The sequence below is a fragment of the Enterococcus sp. AAFC-DPL-5182 genome (assembly GCF_058216605.1).
Genome location: NZ_CM177101.1, coordinates 783,131 through 800,444, shown reverse-complemented (window position 1 = coordinate 800,444; position 17,314 = coordinate 783,131). Strand labels below are relative to the sequence as shown.

Below are 17,314 nucleotides of genomic sequence, written 5' to 3'. Positions count from 1 at the left end.
ACTAATCATTAATAGCCAAAGTTATTTACTTTATAATCCCAACTATAGGGTCTAGGTGACATAATGGGTTCCCCACCACTATCTTTCCCCAAATCAGGTGTGATGAACATCGTTACCCAGTACTCATGATTTATTTGATAATCTAAAACAGCTTCATTACTCTTTACCAAGGCTGCTGTGTTACTCGATAAATGGGTCAAATTTAAGTTTTCATTTGTTGTTGTTGCAATAAAACCAAAAATTTTATAATACTCTGGTATTAAATCGGTGACTGTTAATTCTTTTTGCTGTCTCGCCAAGGTTATTTCATATTTAGTAAAAAGCTCTGCTGAAACTTCTGTTGACGTATCCTTTATTGTACTTTCAGAAATCAAGTTTAATTTTTGGTCTGTATTATCGATAACAGACTCGTAAAACCCTTTTGAGGGAATAACTAACTCCGAATTTGAATTAAGTACACTTTGCCTGATATTCAAACGAATCGTTTTCTTTTCAGGAATTTTCTTATTTGTAACAATTATTTGCTGGTGTGCGTATGCATTAAAATCCGCAGCGAATTTAAATTGGCTTTTAGTACTTGCAGTTGTTAGCCCATTAATATCAATCAATGTTTCATATTCTTGATTTGCTTTTAAGTTCTCTTCCACAACGTAATCTTGATCAGCTTTCCATGGATGGACTATTTTTTTGGTTTCGTTTGAATGAAGTGAGAAATGATCATTAATTGTGTATTGATCTTTTCCATAGTTAAAATCAAATAATTCTGTCTGATTATTTATTTCTTCACCTTTTTCATTTTCTACCTTTTTTTGTAAACTGACGATAATTGGTTTAACTTTTGGTACATCAAACTCTGCTTGTTTCATCGCATCATTGTAGTCTTTGTAAACAATCGTTGTTTTTCCATTTGTTGCTGCCAAGCCATTCGTATCAATAATATTTGGCTTTAATATTTCATTTTCAGCGCTTACGCGATACGTAATTTCAGCAAACATAACATCTTCGTCTGGATCATTAGAAACTGGATTTTTGAGAGAGCCAACATTCCAATTGATTGTAGGTCTTCCCAGTACATCTTTGATTTCAGCCGTTCCCTGAGTAACCGTGACGCCTCCGTCCATTTCAAATCCTACACCCATCGGATCAACAACAAATCCTGATTTGATGGCCCCGACGATTTCCCCTGCGATCCCGCTAAGAATATCTTCCAGGTTATTCGCAGTGGCTGAAAAACTTTTATCTTCAGAAGAAGCGATTTCTTTCATCGTTTTGTTTCCAGTTACTACTTCATCATCTTGAGAAGTAGAATCCATGTCCACACCGATCGTATAAAAGTCATCCACCAAGAGTTCACCATTTGACATTTTCTCATTTTTTGTGATCGTCGCTTCTGCTATTGCGCTGTGCGCGTGATTAGCCATTAATCGATTCTTTGAATTTTCTGGCATTTGTTCATATTCAGGAAACAATGCACCGTTGCGGTATTTTGCTCCATTTCCGTAATAGTTTCCGCCTTCTTTATTGATATACTTGTAATTGAAATTTTCTTTAGGTATTGTTTTGACACTTTCGTAATAGTCATAACCATTTTGCAAGTAGTCAAATTTCTCCATTCTCGCTAATTGATTATAAGGTGCAGTTGGTGGAAAACTGTATGTGGGTACGCCATCGGAAATTAAAACGATTTTTCTTTTTTCTCCACTTGCTTGTGCCATCACTTCCGCTGCAGATTTAATACCTGCTTGTGTAAAAGTCCCTCCATTTGGCACTGGCTCTAAAGCTCTAATTTTATCGATCAATAATTGTTTATGTTTTGAATCGACAAATTGATTGCTCCAACTGCCTTCATTAAACGTATAATCCGTTACCACTGTATCGTATGTGATAAGTGCAATTCTATTAACATAATCTTTTCGTAAAACCAACTCTACAAACTTTTCTGCAGCAACTTTTGATTTAATCATTCGATCATTTTCATTCATACTCCAAGAGGTATCAACAATCAAAACAACATCGGTCGGCGGTGGTGGAAATTGATTTCGTCCTTCGACACGTAATGTTATATCCCATTGATTGACCATCCCGACCACTGGTTCTGCCGTTTTGCTTAGGCTCACTTGTCCCGGTTTCAATACTGTTTTTTTTGCAGCTTTAACAGGTGCATTTGTGTATATTAAAGAACTTTGTACGACATAAACAGACCCAAAGAAGCATAAAATTAGCATGATCCATCTTAAAAATCTTAATTGCATTTTTTTCTTCAAAACGACATCTCCTTTCAATCGATACTCTGCTAGTACTACTCGTTGACTGTTTGTATTTTTAATAAATCGTCTATTTGCACCAACGGAGCGATCGTCGGTATTTGTCCATTCCACCAAGCATCTCTATAGGCATATCTGGTTGCACTGATTCCTTCTGCTTTGATTTCAAAAGATAATAAAACTCCTTTATATTCATCTGTGATACTTGCCTGATTCATTTTTACTTTAGTAAACAAATTGGCTGTATGCTCGTTTTTTTTTAGTTTCTTTTTATAATAAAAGTAGCCATCATTCCCATTGATCCAATCAGTTAAATTGTAGTCAATACTTAAAACTGGAGCTGGTCCATCAGTTGTTGCTGGTAATAATAAGATTGAACCATTTGCTTGCTTCTTTGTAAGAATCGGCAGTGCTAAAACGCGGATAAAACTTTCTTGTTCTCCCGTATTTTTTATAGCTACTTTTTTTAAGTAATCCTTTTCTGGTTCAAATGATGCTGGCGGATCGAATTCTTCTTCTATGGATGTTTGAAAATTCCCTACTCTAAATTCATTTTGATTTTGATCCCGATCTGTTAACGCCGCATACGTCTGATACAATCCAAATGAAAGACTAATAAGCATGACTAGAAAGCCAGCAAATAAGAAAAGCTGCTTGATGCTCAGATGTTTTTTTGAACCCTGCTTTTTTTTCATGCACTAATCCACTCCTTCTAGTCACTTAACCGATCATGATATAAGTCATATAACTCCCCAGAGCTCCCTATATTCCAAGAACTTAAAAGTCCTTTTGTTCCATCATGAGCATCCATCACTGGATTTAATTGATAGAGAGCACTTTTGAATTTATTGGGTGCACTCGCACTTAATCGGACACTTTTCATGACTGGCGTACTTATTTCGCTAGGTTGAAGCAACTCCGAATAATAAAAATACCCATTTTTATATAGCCAGTAGTCTTTCGTACCCGTTGGCGGTGCTGAATTATAGACATTGTCAGGAAAGAGTAATTGAAACCAACGTAATTCCGTTTTCTCTCTATTACTGTCTTTAAACTTATACATTTCTGTTCCCGTAAGCATATTCGGTACGATTGCTTTTTCTGAAATCAAATTTTTTCCGTCATGCAAATAAGTGCCCCCCGCGTTAGCTGCTGGCTGCCATGTTTCTGTGTTGCTCTTATCAACTAGCGGCAATATCTCTTGTGGCGAAACGGCTAAATTACCATTGCCAGTCTGATCTGTAGTATCTATTTTGAATGTTAATAGATATTCATATAAACTAATTCGAACAAATGTAGGAATGTTTCCTGTATTTTTGACTTGTATGACTTTTTTTGTGGTGATAGCTGGTTGCCATTCAAACTCTGGTTCAAATTCTTCTGTGATTTCTGCTGACAATCGTGAACCAACAAAATGATTGACCTCACTGTCTTCAGAGACAAACCAAGCATATGTACTTCCTAGAACCATCAAACCAGAAAAGAGAAAGGTACAGAGTGCAATGATCAGTTTAGTGTTTACTTGAGCTTTTTTCTTTTTTCTTCGTCTGTTTCTCTTTAAAGATTTGTTCTTATCCTTTTTCATACTGTAGCGCCTCCCATCATTTGATCGTTCTAAGAAACACAATTGGTATTTTCTTATTTACTTTAGTTTTTTTTCTCTCTGTGCGGTTTTTTTTCTTGTTTTTTATGTTTGACGATCAATAACGAAACTAATATCAAGAACAATCCTACGCACGAAAAAAGTAATGCATTGCGCCATTCTTCGCCTGTATTTGGAAGTCTCAACTTATTTATCAGCTTTTCCAAAAATGGTTTTTCTGGATCATCTGGATCGTTTGTATCTGGTAACGTTGTTTTCACCGCTTTAAAATGCCAGATATTTTCTACAACATTCTTTTTAAAAAAATCTCTATTAGTATATGTTTTGCCATCCAATTCAAAATGAGCTTCCAACATTCTGGTATCGCCCCCTTTAAATGTCCCTAGATTCAAAGGAATTGTTTTATCTTGGAGATTTTGCGTCTTATTTACTCCTGATAAAGGACCTTTATAGACTTCTTTTCCTTCATAGATCAATGTCATCTGAATCGCTTGAGACAAGTCTAATGAGCCTTCGATGATTGTTGGCTTACTTATGTTCATTGTTAAATGATAGGGGATATCTTTTTCAATATTGATGATTGTGATTTTTGTAGACCATTTTTTCCCCGGGGCTACATCTCTAATATCAACAAGATATTGACCATCATTTTTTATTTTGATTCCTTGATCATCACCAGCCACTATTCCAGGAGGAAGATTCGATTCAGAATGCACTTCTACAGGTTTTAAGGTAAGTGCTAGACTGAGCAGTAAGAATGCTCCTGCCAGTAGCCACTTTTTTCCCCTGCGTCTTCTTTTCATCCCTCTTCCTCCTCAAATATAGATAGCTATTTCCGATTTATTTAGCAGGTACTAATGCTTTCAAAGCTTCTGCTAAAGAATCATTGACACCTGTTGGTAACCAATCATCCACAGCATCTTTATAAGCTGCAATTCCTTGACCTTTTACAGTTAGGTCATAGATCAATTTACTGTACTCATTACCTGCTGTTCCTAGTAATTTAACTGCATCCATCAATTGTGTTGTATTCACACCTGGATTTAGAACACTTGTATAATAGAAGTAACCATCCGCTGCATTGAAATACCATTTGTCAGCAACTTTAGGATCTGTCGTAATATTGTTGAATGAAATTTGGATATTACCAGTTCCTGTTGCAGCAGGTGCATTCCAAACCAACGTTCCATCTGGCGTGAATGTAGGCGCATAAACTGGTGCTTTCGTCCATTCTTTTTCATCCGCTGCTTTGTATTCTAGTGATACATAGCTAAGCGTTGGTGTACCTGATTTCACTTTGATTTGATTTGATGCGTTACGAATAAATCCGTCGATACCGCTGGCATAATATAGCACGCCGCCTTTTTCAAACGCATAACGATACGTATAAGTCGTTTTTGTTCCCACTGTTTCCGCTTTTTCTTTAACTTTCAAGGTATATGTTCCAGCAAAGTCACCCGCTGCTACTGTTATTTTTGGTGCACCAGCAGTGTCAAAAGTAGAATCTGTGAATCCAGTCGGCGCATCCGTTCCTGGCAATACATAAACTTCCTTACTTGTTTTTCCTTCAAGCTCAGCACCAGTAGTTGGTTTTGCTTGATAATCTTTCAAAAGTTGCAATGATTCAGTTAAAGAAACACGAATCAATGTTTTGTATTTACCAATATTGGCAATCGCCACATCTTTATTTACTTCTGAACCTGGATCCCATTCGGTTGGCGGTTCAAATGTTTCCACCACTTCAATGTCTTTTCCAGTTGCAATTTGTCCTTCAAAGTGGTTGGTTTTTTGGTCTTCACTAGCAAACCAAGCAAACGTTGCCGCAGCAATAGCAGCAAGTGCAAATCCACTTGCTAACGCAAGGACTTTTTTCTTTCTGTTTTTATTCATTTCTCAAGTTCCTCCCAAATTTTTTTATTATTAACTTTTTAATATTGGCGTAGAAATTTATTGTTTCCCACCTTATTAAAAAGTGAATACCCTTATTTATTTAAAATGTAGTATCTGATAATTGTGATAAAGCCAAAAACTGAGATTAAAAAAATAATCGAAACAATCAGATTTTCACGCACAAAATTTAGAAAAGCACCTACTTTAGGGACTACAATAATTTTTTTCCCGACTACTTGTTTCTCATTAACAGGAACATCTTCTGCTAAATTGGCATCCCCTTGAGTAATATAATATGTGCCCTTTGTTTCACCTAGATGGTCTAGCTTTTCTTTTACTCTATGGGTCAAAAACGCTTGACTCGTGATACTTGGTCGAAACGTAATTATGTCTCCCACTTCAGCTGCATTACCAGCAATATTTTTTACAATAATGACATCACCTGAATGAAAACCACCCTTTTGTTTTTCAGGATCTCTAGGTACCATTGAATCCGTTAATACGCCAAAGAAGCGATAACCTAAAACACTCTTATTTGCATTTTTAGTCGTTGCAAACATAATTGATCCAACAATCATAAATAGAATGAAACTATAGAAAATAACATTAAATAGCACTGTATATACAGGATTTTTCGTCTTATGATATTTAGCTGGTTGCCTTTTTTTAGAAATTGGCCGTTGTTTTTTTTTCCTGTTTCTAGAATGAGATTGCTTATTGGCGGCCTTGGCTGTTGGTTTTGAATGACTTGCTATTTTTCTTTCGTTTGTTGAGTGTTTCGTTGTTGATTTTTTATTCTTTTTTCTTTTATTTGACTGTGGTTTCTTGTTTCGTTCTTCCACCATTTTTTGAACCCTCACTTTGCCTTGAACTTACCAAAAACAAGATCTTTCCATTTATAAGAAACAAGAAAACAACTAAGGCTTCAGCACAATTTCTTGAAGTTAATCTCAAGAAAAAAGGTGAATCATCAAAAAACGACATCATTCAAAGTGTCCAAAAAACTAATGATATTGAGAAAATCAACTAAAACGCAAAAAAAGAAATACACTTGAACGGATAAATCCCTTCATAGCGTATTTCTAATCGATTTTCTCTAAAAAAAATAACAGGCGTTTCAGCTCTATAAAAATCATTAGTTTATTATAGAGAAAACGTAATGTCAATAGTATTCAAATAATATTTTTTACTCTTTGTATTATTGTTTTTAAAGGAGGTGACTCAGATGATACGGAAAGTTCTACTGACCTATCAATAACTTGGAGAAAAACACAATTATTTTACCAAGAACGATTTAACTATTGAAAGTATTAGAGGTGTTTATGAATGGCCATTATTGGTTATATGCGTGTCAGCACGCACCAGCAAAAATTTGATTCTCAACAAAAAGCCCTTGAACGTTACGGGGTAGATTTTATTTACAAAGAACGTGAAAGTGGCAGAAAATCATCCAGAAGTGAACTAAATAAAGTGTTATCTTCTCTAAAACCAGGTGATACTTTTGTTATTTTTAAGCTTGACCGTTTATCTAGGGGAACAAAACAGCTGTTGAATTTACTCGAAGAATTTGATCGAAGAGATATTCATTTTGTCAGTATCCAAAATAACATAGATACAACAACCGCAATGGGTCGCTTCTTTTTTACAGTTATGGGGGCATTTGCTGAAATGGAGGCTGAATTGATTCGTGAACGAGTGATAGCAGGTCTTGAAGCAGCAAGAGAAAATGGCAAACAACTGGGGCGACCACCACGGACAAAAGAAGTGAACGAAGCGTTGAAACTTTATACTAATTCAGATCTATCTGTTCCAGAAATTGCAAAAAAATGTAACGTCTCTGTCCCAACCGTATATAATCATATAAGAAAACAAAACTTACTCAGAAAAGTGAATTAAAGACTGCATATAGAGTTTACACATAAAAAACTAAGAACATTTTATTATTCACACACACACTTAACGTAGCTGATTATCCCACTAAGTGGTACATATAAAAAGAAGTGAGTGGGAAGTCATATCCCACTCACTTCTAATCTAAATAAATGATAAAATCAAAAGCAACTCCCTCTTATTTCTTGGAATTAAACACTTCTGTGCAAACCTATCCTCTCATCAGCCAATGAGTTTCAAGCCAATCACCGACGCTAAAATAATTCCTATAAAAAGAATTCTGCGCCAATCTTTGGACTCACCGTAAAAAATCATTCCTAAAATAGCTCCTCCAGCAGCTCCGATCCCTGTCCAAATAGCATAGGAAACACCCATTGGTAAACTTTTCATAGCCAAATAAAGGAAAACAAAACTACTACCAAAGGTGAGGAATAATAAAAATAAAGACTTATTATCTTTATTTTTATTAAAACGATTGATTGAACCAACACCCAGCATTTCAAAAACTCCTGCAATAATTAAAAACAACCAACTCATTTTTGATCTGCTCCTTTCTCACCAGTTACAAATTTCAAGCCCATCACGCCAACCAGCAATACTAAGATCAATAGGATTTTTGATAACTTAAATTCCTCTCCGAAAAAGAGTATACCTGTAATGACGGTCCCTGCTGTACCTAATCCTACAAATACTGCATAAGCTGTTCCTACTGGCAAAGTTTCCCCGGCCTTTATCAATGCATAAAAGCTAATGAAAATAAATACAATGGTCAACAAAATTTCCCACCATGTATCACTATGTTTCATACCGATAACCCATAATACTTCAAAAAAAGCGCCGATCATTAATTTTATCCAATCCTTGTTCATATAAAAACCTCCTTATAATAAAAGCCTTGTCGGTACATTAGCCTCAACTTCTGAGAGACTAGTCCGCGAAGCTAGATAACACTAAAAGCAGAAAGAGCTCGTTCTGCCTTGACTGGAAAATAGGAAAAAATGACTGAGGGGTTTTTCCTCATTTATTTTTTATCTTTTTCCCGAAAGGCTAGCTCTTGATGCTAGATAACACTAAAGCTGAAAAAGCTCGTTCTGCCTTGACTGGAAAATAGGAAAAAATGACTGAGGGGTTTTTCCTCATTTATTTTTTATCTTTTTCCCGAAAGGCTAGCTCTTGATGCTAGATAACACTAAAAGCTGAAAGAGCTCGTTCTGCCTTGACTGGAAAATAGGAAAAAATGACTGAGGGGTTTTTCCTCATTTATTTTTTATCTTTTTCCCGAAAGGCTAGCTCTTGATGCTAGACAACATTAAAAGCTGAAAGAGCTCGTTCTGCCTTGACTGGAAAATAGGAAAAAATGACTGAGGGGTTTTTCCTCATTTATTTTTTATCTTTTTCCCGAAAGGCTAGCTCTTGATGCTAGATAACACTAAAGCTGAAAAAGCTCGTTCTGCCTTGACTGGAAAATAGGAAAAAATGACTGAGGTGTTTTTCCTCATTTATTTTTTATCTTTTTCCCGAAAGGCTAGCTCTTGATGCTAGACAACATTAAAAGCTGAAAGAGCTCGTTCTGCCTTGACTGGAAAATAGGAAAAAATGACTGAGGGGTTTTTCCTCATTTATTTTTTATCTTTTTCCCGAAAGGCTAGCTCTTGATGCTAGACAACATTAAAAGCTGAAAGAGCTCGTTCTGCCTTGACTGGAAAATAGGAAAAAATAACTGAGGTGTTTTTCCTCATTTATTTTTTATCTTTTTCCCGAAAGGCTAGCTCTTGATGCTAGACAACACTTAAAGCTGAAAGAGCTCGTTCTGCCATGACGATGGATAACTCACCAGTAAAAACACTCTCCTTCACCTAATACTTTTCACCATCAACTCGTCCCTCCCTAGCTTTTACAGACATGTTCCAAAACAACAAATAAAAAAAGTGCAATCAACAATTCTATCTATGGCCTAAGAATTGTTGATCCACACTTTTACTGATAAACAGCCGGCGCTGTTTATCTAAAGTTATTTGATTTAGTTTGTTTATTTCATCTATTGAAACTGCCTCTCATTTTACTCTACAAAAAACAATTTGGCAATAGCTAATTCTTCTCTTATTTATTAAATAAAACTTAATAATTCCATCGTTCCATAAAAGGCCGCCTAAAAGTATTCTATTAACCGTGTTAAGCATCTAAAATGTCTAAAAATCCAATCATTTTTACCGATATTCATTCTAGCTTTTTTTTGAAAACAATTTTATCTTATAAAAAGTGCAACTCAATCAGATAATTCTGAAAATTTTTGTCTCATGATTTTGTAAATCTAATCAACATATGATACACTTAGCTTATCAAAAAAAGATTCCTAGTGAATCGGTCAACGTTGATATTACTTACTTTAGGCGGTAGTAATGTCAACGTCTTTCTTTTGTCTATACAAATTATAACACACTAAAATCTTTTTGAAAATCTCCGTATACTTATGGTAACAAAAAAATCCCACCTCACACAAGATGGGATTAATATGCACTTATTAGGAGAGATTAAACCACTTTTTTGGCTTATGCCAAAGCCCCCATTGGGTCCCAAGGTGCTAAAACGGTTGGTTTTTGTTTCCAAACTTCTTGTAATTCTTGTGATAAAAGCTCTTTACGAACAACGATTTGATAGGTATATTCATCCATCCACTCATCACTCATCACAAAAAATCCTTTATCCCCGACTTTTTCACCCCAACTATTTTCCACTTTCCACTTAGTTGAAGCACCATCCACAAGGTCCACACCCGTTAAAACCATTGCGTGAGTCATTAAGCTTTCTCCAAAATCTAATCGTTCAGCCTTAGTCATTGTAAAATCGATATCGAATAAGTCATTCATATCATAAGCATCTAAGGACATAATACCGCTATCTCTTGTAGAAGATTGACCGACATCACAGCCAAACCAAACAGATTCTCCTTGTTCTAGCTGAGCGACAGCTAATTTTTTAAATGTAGTCATATCTACGTTGATATATTTTACTTCTTTTCCGCCTACCACATTCCCTAACATCTCTACAGTGTATGTTTGATTGTATGGTTTGTCTGCCGTTGGTGCATTGATTACACTTACATAATCATCTAAATTCACACCAACATATTTTTCATAGAAAGATTGTGGTGTTAAGTTTTGATCTAAATGGTAGTTTTTTTCTTCGTCACGGTATTCGAAATCGAATGTTTGTGGCGGGGTACCTAATGAAATCGCTAAAAAGTTGTAGACTTCACCTAACATTGCTTCTTTAGCCGCTTGAACTTCCGCTGTATTTTTTCCATTCGTTATCAATTCACGCAAAATCGTTGCATCTTTTCTAAGTTTTTTGTTCAAATAATTGTTGAGGTCGCGAGAGTTTGAGCTGTTACTGCTTTCAGGCATCGCTGTTTTTGGCACTACACCATATTTTTGAAATAGAGAAACGATCATATCCCATTGCCCACCATCTTGTTGTGGAGTCGCTAGTAGGAAAGCAACTTTACGACTGTCTAATTCTTGATCTGCGGTTGCGATGATGTTTTCGTAAAAATAATTAGATTTTTCATATTTATCCCAGAAAAATGTGTAGTTTTGAGAAAGCTCAAAATCTTTTAAATTAAAGCTATTGATCATTTTGTGTCTGAATGTATTCAGTGCTGCAAACATCCAACAACGCCCGCTTTGTTTTTGATTTGCGACTTTTCCAGTTGCAATATCAACTGAAAAAACTGGAACATTATTTACTTCAGCACTCAAGTTTTGAGCAGAAGCCGTAATACCATTTTTGATAACTCCGCGCTGTAAAGCATTTTGCTTATTATTTTCTACAAATGTATCGTGAAATTTTTGTGTAACGGTTGGTTCGATTACTGACATATTGATTCATCCTTTCACTCTTAGTATTCCTTTTTCATTATATGCCTGAATGTTCAATCCCTCAACCTTTAAATAAAATGTATTGTTTTTTTGCATCATATGTATTAGTATATATAATACAAAGACGCAAAAGAGGTGAAAGTATGTTATTGGAAATAGACGCTCAAAGTCAAACACCGATTTATCAACAAATTTGTCATCAACTCATTATCGGAATTGCTAAAAATAAGCTGAAACCTGGTGAAATGCTTCCTTCTGTTCGACAAATGGCTGACGAAATTGGTGTGAATATGATGACGGTCTCAAAGGCATATACTTTATTGAAAAGTGATGGTTATATTTTGACTGATCGTCGAAACGGGACTAAAGTAGCTGAAAAAAAATCGCTGGATCCTCTATTTCAACAACGATTTTTAAATGATCTAGAGCTATTATTAGCGGAGGCTTCTATCCATCAACTATCAGAAAACAAAATACAAGAGGAAGTCAAACAGATTTATAAAAAATTTGAACAGTAAAAGGTGTGTTGAAAATGAATTTTTTTCTATATTTATTGCTTATTGGGATTAACTTTTTAATGGCATTTACAGGGAGAATACCTGCAAATCCACATAAAAATGTCATTTTAGAAACGACTTTACCAAAAGATAAACTTCAAGATGAACAAGTTCTAATCGTCGCTAAGACTTATAAAAAGAGGTTACTGCAATGGGCAGCTGCTTTTGTGATCATTGCCTTACCAATTATCGCGATTCCTTATGACTCTTTGACATTGATTTATTTTTTGGCTACGCTGATTGGATTTATTGGTACTTTTTACTATTTAGAAATCGTCTATATTCGTAAAATGACTGTAGTCAAAGTAAAAAACAATTGGATACTACCAACAAGCCCGATTGTAGTTGATACAAAACTTGTCGCAAATAAAAATCGTAAATTGATTGCTGTTTGGTGGTTTTTGCCTAGTATTATTCTTACTGTTTCAGGCTCTATTTATTCTTTTAAGATTCTCGGTTTAGCGAACGGGAGTTGGATTTTCTCTCTTATCACAGTGCTTATCATGGGGCTTTTTGGACTTTTCTATTATTTTATCGCACGTTTTCCAGTAAATCCTGTAACGAGTGATGAAACTATCAATCAAAAAGTCAATGACTTGATGCGTCATCATTGGTCTGTTTTGATGGCTGTTTCTTCCTTTGTTTTTAGTCTGTTAGCGTTTATGCCTGCTCTTTCGATAACTATCCCTTATGAACAAATGATGGTCTTTTCGATTTGTTATGCTCTATTGATTCTGTTATTTGTATTGTTTACTTTTTATTATTTATTTTCAGCAAGAAAAAAACAAGATCAATTGATTGCTCAGGCAACAGAATATCGATACAGAGATGAAGATCAGTATTGGAAATATGGGATTTATATTAATCCAAATGATAAAAGAATTCTTGTGCCAGATCGCATCGGGATGAATATTACGACAAATTTAGGTAGAGTCGGCGGGAAAATTGCGATGGGAGCGGTTGGTGTCTTCGTTTTGATTGCATTGATTGCAGCAAGTATTCCGATGCTGATCAGTGATTTCTCAGCGAATCCATTTCAACTGACGACGAGCCATGATGGAATCCATCTATCTGCTCCATTAGCTCAAAGTAGAACGATCGATTGGAAGACTATCGAGTCCGTAGAACTGATCGACACATTACCAAAAGATAGAATCCGTGTTTATGGAACTGCTACAGAAAATTATTTAACTGGAGAATTTCAGGTTAACAATGAACCAGCTTATCTATTAGTTTTAAATCATAAAAAACCAATTTTAGAAATCAAAACTCCCGATAAACGCTACTATTATACAAATAAAAATAGTCAATTAACCGAAAAATACTACGAAACTATCCAAGCGTTGCGTGGAAAATAAAAATAAAGCCCGAACCAAACTGATTGTTCAGTTTGGTTCGGGCTTTTCGTACAAAAACGAGCTCTGTCAGCTTTTAGTTTATCTAGCTTCATGAGCTAGCGCTTCGGAAAAAAGATGAAAGTGGGCCGTGGCACAATACGCCACAGTCAACTTTCCCTATTTTTCTGTCTGCCCTGAACGAGCTCATTCAGCTTTTATCTTATCTAGCTTCATGAGCTAGCGCTTCGGAAAAAAGATGAAAGTGGGCCGTGGCACAATACGCCACAGTCAACTTTCCCTATTTTTCTGTCAGCTCTGAACGAGCTCATTCAGCTTTTAGTTGTTCAACGTATTTTTAATCATACCTAACAATGTTTTCACATCTTCTGGTCTTGTATCGCCTGTTTCTGAGTCGATGATCGAGCTGTATACGTGAGGGATGATCTTTTTCACGCCTGCGTCCACTGCGATTTGCACGATTTCTTCAAAGTTTTCTAAATCGATGCCCCCTGTTGGTTCTAGGTAGAAATCATATTTTGCACAGGCCTCTGCAACTGCTTTGTATTCTTCGATATGCGCTAATCCTTTCATTGGGAAGAATTTGATGGAGCTGCCGCCCATATCCTGTAATAAACGAATCGCTGTTTCGATCGTTACTTCACCTGCTGGTGTTTGGGAACTTAAGGGACCTGTGGCGATATTGACGATGCCGACTTTACCTGTTGGTGAGACTAAGCCATTAACGATCGTGTCATTTTGACCTAATAAAGCACGAGATGTCCCAACGCCTGTAAAGACTTGGTTGACGTGTTGCGGTTGTAGTTCTTTTGAGATTCTTGACACCATTTGACTTTGGTTTGGATCCCCTGCGCCTAAGCCAACTGATAACGCGTTATTGGTTTCTGCGGCATATTTTTTCATGTCTTCGATTGCGGCTTCATCGGTTGGGTAGTTTTTAGATAAAACACCTAAAACGATATGGCCTTCGGCCGCTTCGTAACAGTCTTTTGCGTTTTCTACTGAGTTGGCTAAAACGTTTAGGCAAATACGGTCTTCTAAATAGTTTGGTGTTAATGTCATGGTTGATTCACTCCTGTTTAATAGTTTTTTAATTCATGATTTCGCTTAAACGAGTCACGATTTTATTCATTTCTTCTTCATTGACAGAACGGATATCGAATTCGATGATCCCATTGTTGGCTTGGTATTCTCGGGTATAAATAGCGGGACTTTCAGCTTTTAATTCTTGGATGACTGCTTTGGCTGATTTCGCTCCGCTGACTTTGATACTGGCACGGTAAATATCTCTACCCGCTCCATCTTGAACGACTTTGGCTTCGATATTTGTGATAGTATTTAGTCCATCGATAAATGGGGCTAAGCGTGCTTGCATAGAAGCCCCTGCTTCACTGCCGTTTTTCACATAATCTTCTACCGCTTGGGTAAAGCCTAAGATATTATCTTTACCGATTTTCATTGCGCGGCCGATGCCTTTTCCTTGTAGGCGGATCCATTCGATATAGGCTTTTTTGCCGATCACAAGTCCGGCACTTGGGCCTTCGATGGCTTTGGCTCCACTGTAGATCACAAGATCTGCGCCTGCTTCGATGTATTTGAATAAGTCTTCTTCCGCTGCGGCATCAACGATCAACGGCAAGTTGTTCGCTTTGGCCACGGTTGCGGCTTCTTCCACACTTAACATACTTTTTTGAACAGTATGGTGGCTCTTGATGTAGAGAATCGCGGCTGTTTGGTCTGTGATCATCATTTCAATGTGTTCAGGTGAACACATATTGGCATAGCCTGCTTCCACCACTCGTCCCCCACCTTGTTCGACCATCACTTCAACAGGCGTGCCGTAATCGACGTTATGCCCTTTAGGTAAGATGATTTCACGTTTGGTGATTTTATCTGTGTATGGATGGTAAGCGTGATAAGCTGAACCTTCACCGATCAAGCCTGCCACACTTTGGGCGATGCCAGCAGATGCGGATGAAACGACTTGCGCATCTTCGACAGTCAATAATTTAGCTAGGTAAGCGCCTGTTTGAATGCTTAACTCACTCATCTCAAAGAAATGTTCCCCACCGAATTTTTGCGCGGCTAAGACATTCTCTGAGACTTTCGATACGCCTAAGATCGTCATTTTCCCTGAGGCATTGATGACTTCTTTTAGATTGAATTTTTCATAACTATCCATTTAAACTTTCACCCCTTCCAAAACATTATAACATTATATTTTTAAATGTAAAACTCAAGAAAGAGGATGAGAATTTATATTATCTCAACCTCTTCGTTTTTATAAAAGTCCTAAAAATGAACCAATAATACTGACAGCAACAATTGTTCCAATAATAATTCCATAACGAGGACCTTTTTTGACCATAAAGAAATAAATCAGGAACACCGCAGTCAACGGTAAAATCCCTTTCATGATTTGATCTAAAATATCTTGAACAACAATTGTTGCTCCGCCTGAAACATGGAATTTCATCGGGCTGGAAATATTCACATAACTTGCAGACAAAGCGCCCATCATCATCATTCCCAGTACATTTGCACCATAGATGACTTGTTTGATTTTCCCATCTTTAAGCAGTGCCATGATGGAGTTTCTACCAAGTGTATACGACTTATTGATCAAGCCCCAACTGATATACATCGTTAAAACTGTGTAAATCACTAACGGTCCTAAACCACCCATGATACTACCGTTTTTAGCAATAGGAATAAAAATTGAAATAATCAATGGCATGATCGCCGCCCAAACAATAGAATCACCAATGCCAGCTAAAGGACCCATCAGACCAGTTTTAATTGAAGTAATCGCAGAATCGCCAATATCAGCTCCGTTCGCACGTTCTTCTTCCATCGCTAGAGAAATCCCTTGAATCGATGCTCCAATAGTCCCTTCAGTATTAAAGAAGGCCAAGTGGCGTTTTAACGCCTCACGTTGTTCCTCTTCATTATCCGCATATAATTTCTTGATTGCTGGAATCATAGATGCACAGAAAATCAAGCTTTGCAGACGTTCATAAGAGTTGGATAATTCACATCCAAGTTGATAAATCCAAAAGGTTTTGCTAATTTCTTTTTTCGTTAATTTTTTTTGATTGATATCTGTCGTATTTTCCATTATGCTTCCCCTTCTTTCAGCGCATTATTTCTCACCAAGAAAGCCACACACGTACCGATTACCGCCACAGCCATCACTTCTGCACCAAAATACATAACGGCCACAAAACCAATGAGAAAATACGGAATCAATGTTTTCTTTCCAATAACCATGATCGTTAAAGCAAACCCTAACGCTGGCAACAAGCCACCCATTACTTCAAAACCGTGCATTAATTTTTCTGGAATAATATCTAAAAGAGTCGTTACCACTGATTGTCCGAAGAAATTCCCCGCAAAAACAAGTGGAAAACGTAATAAAAAGCCAACAAGTGCTGGGTACAAGAACGCTGCACGATAGATCCCTTTGTAATTTAAGTTTTCGGCATATTTATCTGCCATATGAACAAATGTTGCATTGACTGTTCTTCTGATTTGATCCATAAAAACACCTAATACTCCGAAGGGTACAGCTAAAGCAATCGCTGCTTCTGCATTCATTCCTACGCCAAGAGCAATCGGGATCGCAATGGCTGAGGCTAATGCTGGATCACTTGGAACATTTCCTCCCGGCGTTGATGTTACGCCTAAATAAACTAATTGAATGCCTGCACCTATCGTCATCGCTTCAGCAATTTTCCCTGTGGCAAGTCCTGCAACCATTGCTGCACATAATGGCTGAGACAACATTCCTGAAAATGTGTAGCCAAACCGCAAGCGAGCGAACCAATAGTATAAGCCCATTGTAATTGAAACACCTAAAACACCCATCTTTGTCACT

Annotated in this window: 16 protein-coding genes; 3 read left to right on the top strand and 13 right to left on the bottom strand. The window is 36.7% G+C overall.

The features are described 5' to 3' along the window. Window positions 1-8: 8 nt before the first annotated feature. The 6 genes from AC4BB7_RS03660 to AC4BB7_RS03635 form a co-directional block, all read right to left on the bottom strand. Window positions 9-2,378: a vWA domain-containing protein gene (locus tag AC4BB7_RS03660; protein WP_490484468.1), complete on the bottom strand. Its 2,370-nt coding sequence runs from the start codon at window positions 2,376-2,378 to the stop codon at window positions 9-11. Then, window positions 2,300-2,959: a hypothetical protein gene (locus AC4BB7_RS03655; protein ID WP_490484467.1), complete on the bottom strand. Its 660-nt coding sequence runs from the start codon at window positions 2,957-2,959 to the stop codon at window positions 2,300-2,302. The genes AC4BB7_RS03660 and AC4BB7_RS03655 overlap by 79 nt, the downstream gene beginning before the upstream one ends. A 17-nt stretch (window positions 2,960-2,976) precedes the next feature. Next, window positions 2,977-3,849 (bottom strand): BsaA family SipW-dependent biofilm matrix protein, encoded by an 873-nt coding sequence (locus tag AC4BB7_RS03650; protein ID WP_086315594.1) that lies wholly within the window; start codon window positions 3,847-3,849, stop codon window positions 2,977-2,979. Between the two features lie 62 nt (window positions 3,850-3,911). Continuing rightward, window positions 3,912-4,670, bottom strand: a complete 759-nt coding sequence (locus AC4BB7_RS03645; RefSeq protein WP_490484466.1) for a hypothetical protein — start codon at window positions 4,668-4,670, stop codon at window positions 3,912-3,914. A gap of 37 nt (window positions 4,671-4,707) precedes the next feature. After that, window positions 4,708-5,757: a BsaA family SipW-dependent biofilm matrix protein gene (locus AC4BB7_RS03640; RefSeq protein WP_086315592.1), complete on the bottom strand. Its 1,050-nt coding sequence runs from the start codon at window positions 5,755-5,757 to the stop codon at window positions 4,708-4,710. A 92-nt stretch (window positions 5,758-5,849) separates the two neighbouring features. Further along, window positions 5,850-6,602, bottom strand: a complete 753-nt coding sequence (locus AC4BB7_RS03635; RefSeq protein WP_490484465.1) for a signal peptidase I — start codon at window positions 6,600-6,602, stop codon at window positions 5,850-5,852. A gap of 481 nt (window positions 6,603-7,083) precedes the next feature. Between AC4BB7_RS03635 and AC4BB7_RS03630 the strand changes: the two genes are divergently transcribed. Continuing rightward, window positions 7,084-7,653 carry a recombinase family protein gene (locus AC4BB7_RS03630; protein ID WP_490484464.1) on the top strand — a complete coding sequence of 190 codons (570 nt, stop codon included), beginning with the start codon at window positions 7,084-7,086 and terminating at the stop codon, window positions 7,651-7,653. Between the two features lie 216 nt (window positions 7,654-7,869). On the opposite strand, the gene AC4BB7_RS03625 is transcribed toward AC4BB7_RS03630, so the two are convergent. The 3 genes from AC4BB7_RS03625 to AC4BB7_RS03615 form a co-directional block, all read right to left on the bottom strand. Beyond that, on the bottom strand, window positions 7,870-8,184 hold the full coding sequence (locus AC4BB7_RS03625) for a DMT family transporter (RefSeq protein WP_490484463.1): 315 nt from the start codon (window positions 8,182-8,184) through the stop codon (window positions 7,870-7,872). Further along, window positions 8,181-8,516, bottom strand: coding sequence for a DMT family transporter (locus tag AC4BB7_RS03620; protein ID WP_490484462.1), 336 nt, complete (start codon window positions 8,514-8,516; stop codon window positions 8,181-8,183). The genes AC4BB7_RS03625 and AC4BB7_RS03620 overlap by 4 nt, the downstream gene beginning before the upstream one ends. A gap of 1,680 nt (window positions 8,517-10,196) precedes the next feature. Next, a complete protein-coding gene (locus AC4BB7_RS03615) occupies window positions 10,197-11,525 on the bottom strand; it encodes a C1 family peptidase (protein ID WP_490484461.1) in 1,329 nt (442 codons plus the stop codon). 143 nt (window positions 11,526-11,668) lie between these two features. Between AC4BB7_RS03615 and AC4BB7_RS03610 the strand changes: the two genes are divergently transcribed. Further along, window positions 11,669-12,043: a GntR family transcriptional regulator gene (locus AC4BB7_RS03610; protein WP_086315586.1), complete on the top strand. Its 375-nt coding sequence runs from the start codon at window positions 11,669-11,671 to the stop codon at window positions 12,041-12,043. Window positions 12,044-12,057: 14 nt separating this feature from the next. After that, window positions 12,058-13,440 carry a DUF5808 domain-containing protein gene (locus AC4BB7_RS03605; RefSeq protein WP_490484460.1) on the top strand — a complete coding sequence of 461 codons (1,383 nt, stop codon included), beginning with the start codon at window positions 12,058-12,060 and terminating at the stop codon, window positions 13,438-13,440. 315 nt (window positions 13,441-13,755) lie between these two features. Here AC4BB7_RS03605 and dagF read toward each other — a convergent pair whose 3' ends face one another. The 4 genes from dagF to AC4BB7_RS03585 all read right to left on the bottom strand — a co-directional run bounded on the left by dagF (window position 13,756) and on the right by AC4BB7_RS03585 (window position 17,304). Next, entirely contained in the window at window positions 13,756-14,499 is a 744-nt protein-coding gene (gene dagF / locus AC4BB7_RS03600; protein ID WP_010770858.1) for a 2-dehydro-3-deoxy-phosphogluconate aldolase, read from the bottom strand. 28 nt (window positions 14,500-14,527) lie between these two features. Next, on the bottom strand, window positions 14,528-15,619 hold the full coding sequence (locus tag AC4BB7_RS03595; RefSeq protein ID WP_490484459.1) for a DgaE family pyridoxal phosphate-dependent ammonia lyase: 1,092 nt from the start codon (window positions 15,617-15,619) through the stop codon (window positions 14,528-14,530). 99 nt (window positions 15,620-15,718) lie between these two features. Beyond that, entirely contained in the window at window positions 15,719-16,555 is an 837-nt protein-coding gene (locus tag AC4BB7_RS03590; RefSeq protein WP_010770856.1) for a PTS system mannose/fructose/sorbose family transporter subunit IID, read from the bottom strand. After that, window positions 16,555-17,304, bottom strand: a complete 750-nt coding sequence (locus AC4BB7_RS03585) for a PTS mannose/fructose/sorbose/N-acetylgalactosamine transporter subunit IIC (protein WP_010770855.1) — start codon at window positions 17,302-17,304, stop codon at window positions 16,555-16,557. The genes AC4BB7_RS03590 and AC4BB7_RS03585 overlap by 1 nt, the downstream gene beginning before the upstream one ends. Window positions 17,305-17,314: the final 10 nt, after the last annotated feature.

What these genes read in the sequence shown, in the direction of transcription:
- AC4BB7_RS03620 (WP_490484462.1), bottom strand. Translation starts at nt 8,516, where the DNA reads ATGAACAAGGATTGGATAAAATTAATGATCGGCGCTTTTTTTGAAGTA.
- AC4BB7_RS03635 (WP_490484465.1), bottom strand. Translation starts at nt 6,602, where the DNA reads ATGGTGGAAGAACGAAACAAGAAACCACAGTCAAATAAAAGAAAAAAG.
- dagF (WP_010770858.1), bottom strand. Translation starts at nt 14,499, where the DNA reads ATGACATTAACACCAAACTATTTAGAAGACCGTATTTGCCTAAACGTT.
- AC4BB7_RS03595 (WP_490484459.1), bottom strand. Translation starts at nt 15,619, where the DNA reads ATGGATAGTTATGAAAAATTCAATCTAAAAGAAGTCATCAATGCCTCA.
- AC4BB7_RS03645 (WP_490484466.1), bottom strand. Translation starts at nt 4,670, where the DNA reads ATGAAAAGAAGACGCAGGGGAAAAAAGTGGCTACTGGCAGGAGCATTC.
- AC4BB7_RS03625 (WP_490484463.1), bottom strand. Translation starts at nt 8,184, where the DNA reads ATGAGTTGGTTGTTTTTAATTATTGCAGGAGTTTTTGAAATGCTGGGT.
- AC4BB7_RS03590 (WP_010770856.1), bottom strand. Translation starts at nt 16,555, where the DNA reads ATGGAAAATACGACAGATATCAATCAAAAAAAATTAACGAAAAAAGAA.
- AC4BB7_RS03610 (WP_086315586.1), top strand. Translation starts at nt 11,669, where the DNA reads ATGTTATTGGAAATAGACGCTCAAAGTCAAACACCGATTTATCAACAA.
- AC4BB7_RS03585 (WP_010770855.1), bottom strand. Translation starts at nt 17,304, where the DNA reads ATGGGTGTTTTAGGTGTTTCAATTACAATGGGCTTATACTATTGGTTC.
- AC4BB7_RS03615 (WP_490484461.1), bottom strand. Translation starts at nt 11,525, where the DNA reads ATGTCAGTAATCGAACCAACCGTTACACAAAAATTTCACGATACATTT.
- AC4BB7_RS03630 (WP_490484464.1), top strand. Translation starts at nt 7,084, where the DNA reads ATGGCCATTATTGGTTATATGCGTGTCAGCACGCACCAGCAAAAATTT.
- AC4BB7_RS03640 (WP_086315592.1), bottom strand. Translation starts at nt 5,757, where the DNA reads ATGAATAAAAACAGAAAGAAAAAAGTCCTTGCGTTAGCAAGTGGATTT.
- AC4BB7_RS03605 (WP_490484460.1), top strand. Translation starts at nt 12,058, where the DNA reads ATGAATTTTTTTCTATATTTATTGCTTATTGGGATTAACTTTTTAATG.
- AC4BB7_RS03655 (WP_490484467.1), bottom strand. Translation starts at nt 2,959, where the DNA reads ATGAAAAAAAAGCAGGGTTCAAAAAAACATCTGAGCATCAAGCAGCTT.
- AC4BB7_RS03650 (WP_086315594.1), bottom strand. Translation starts at nt 3,849, where the DNA reads ATGAAAAAGGATAAGAACAAATCTTTAAAGAGAAACAGACGAAGAAAA.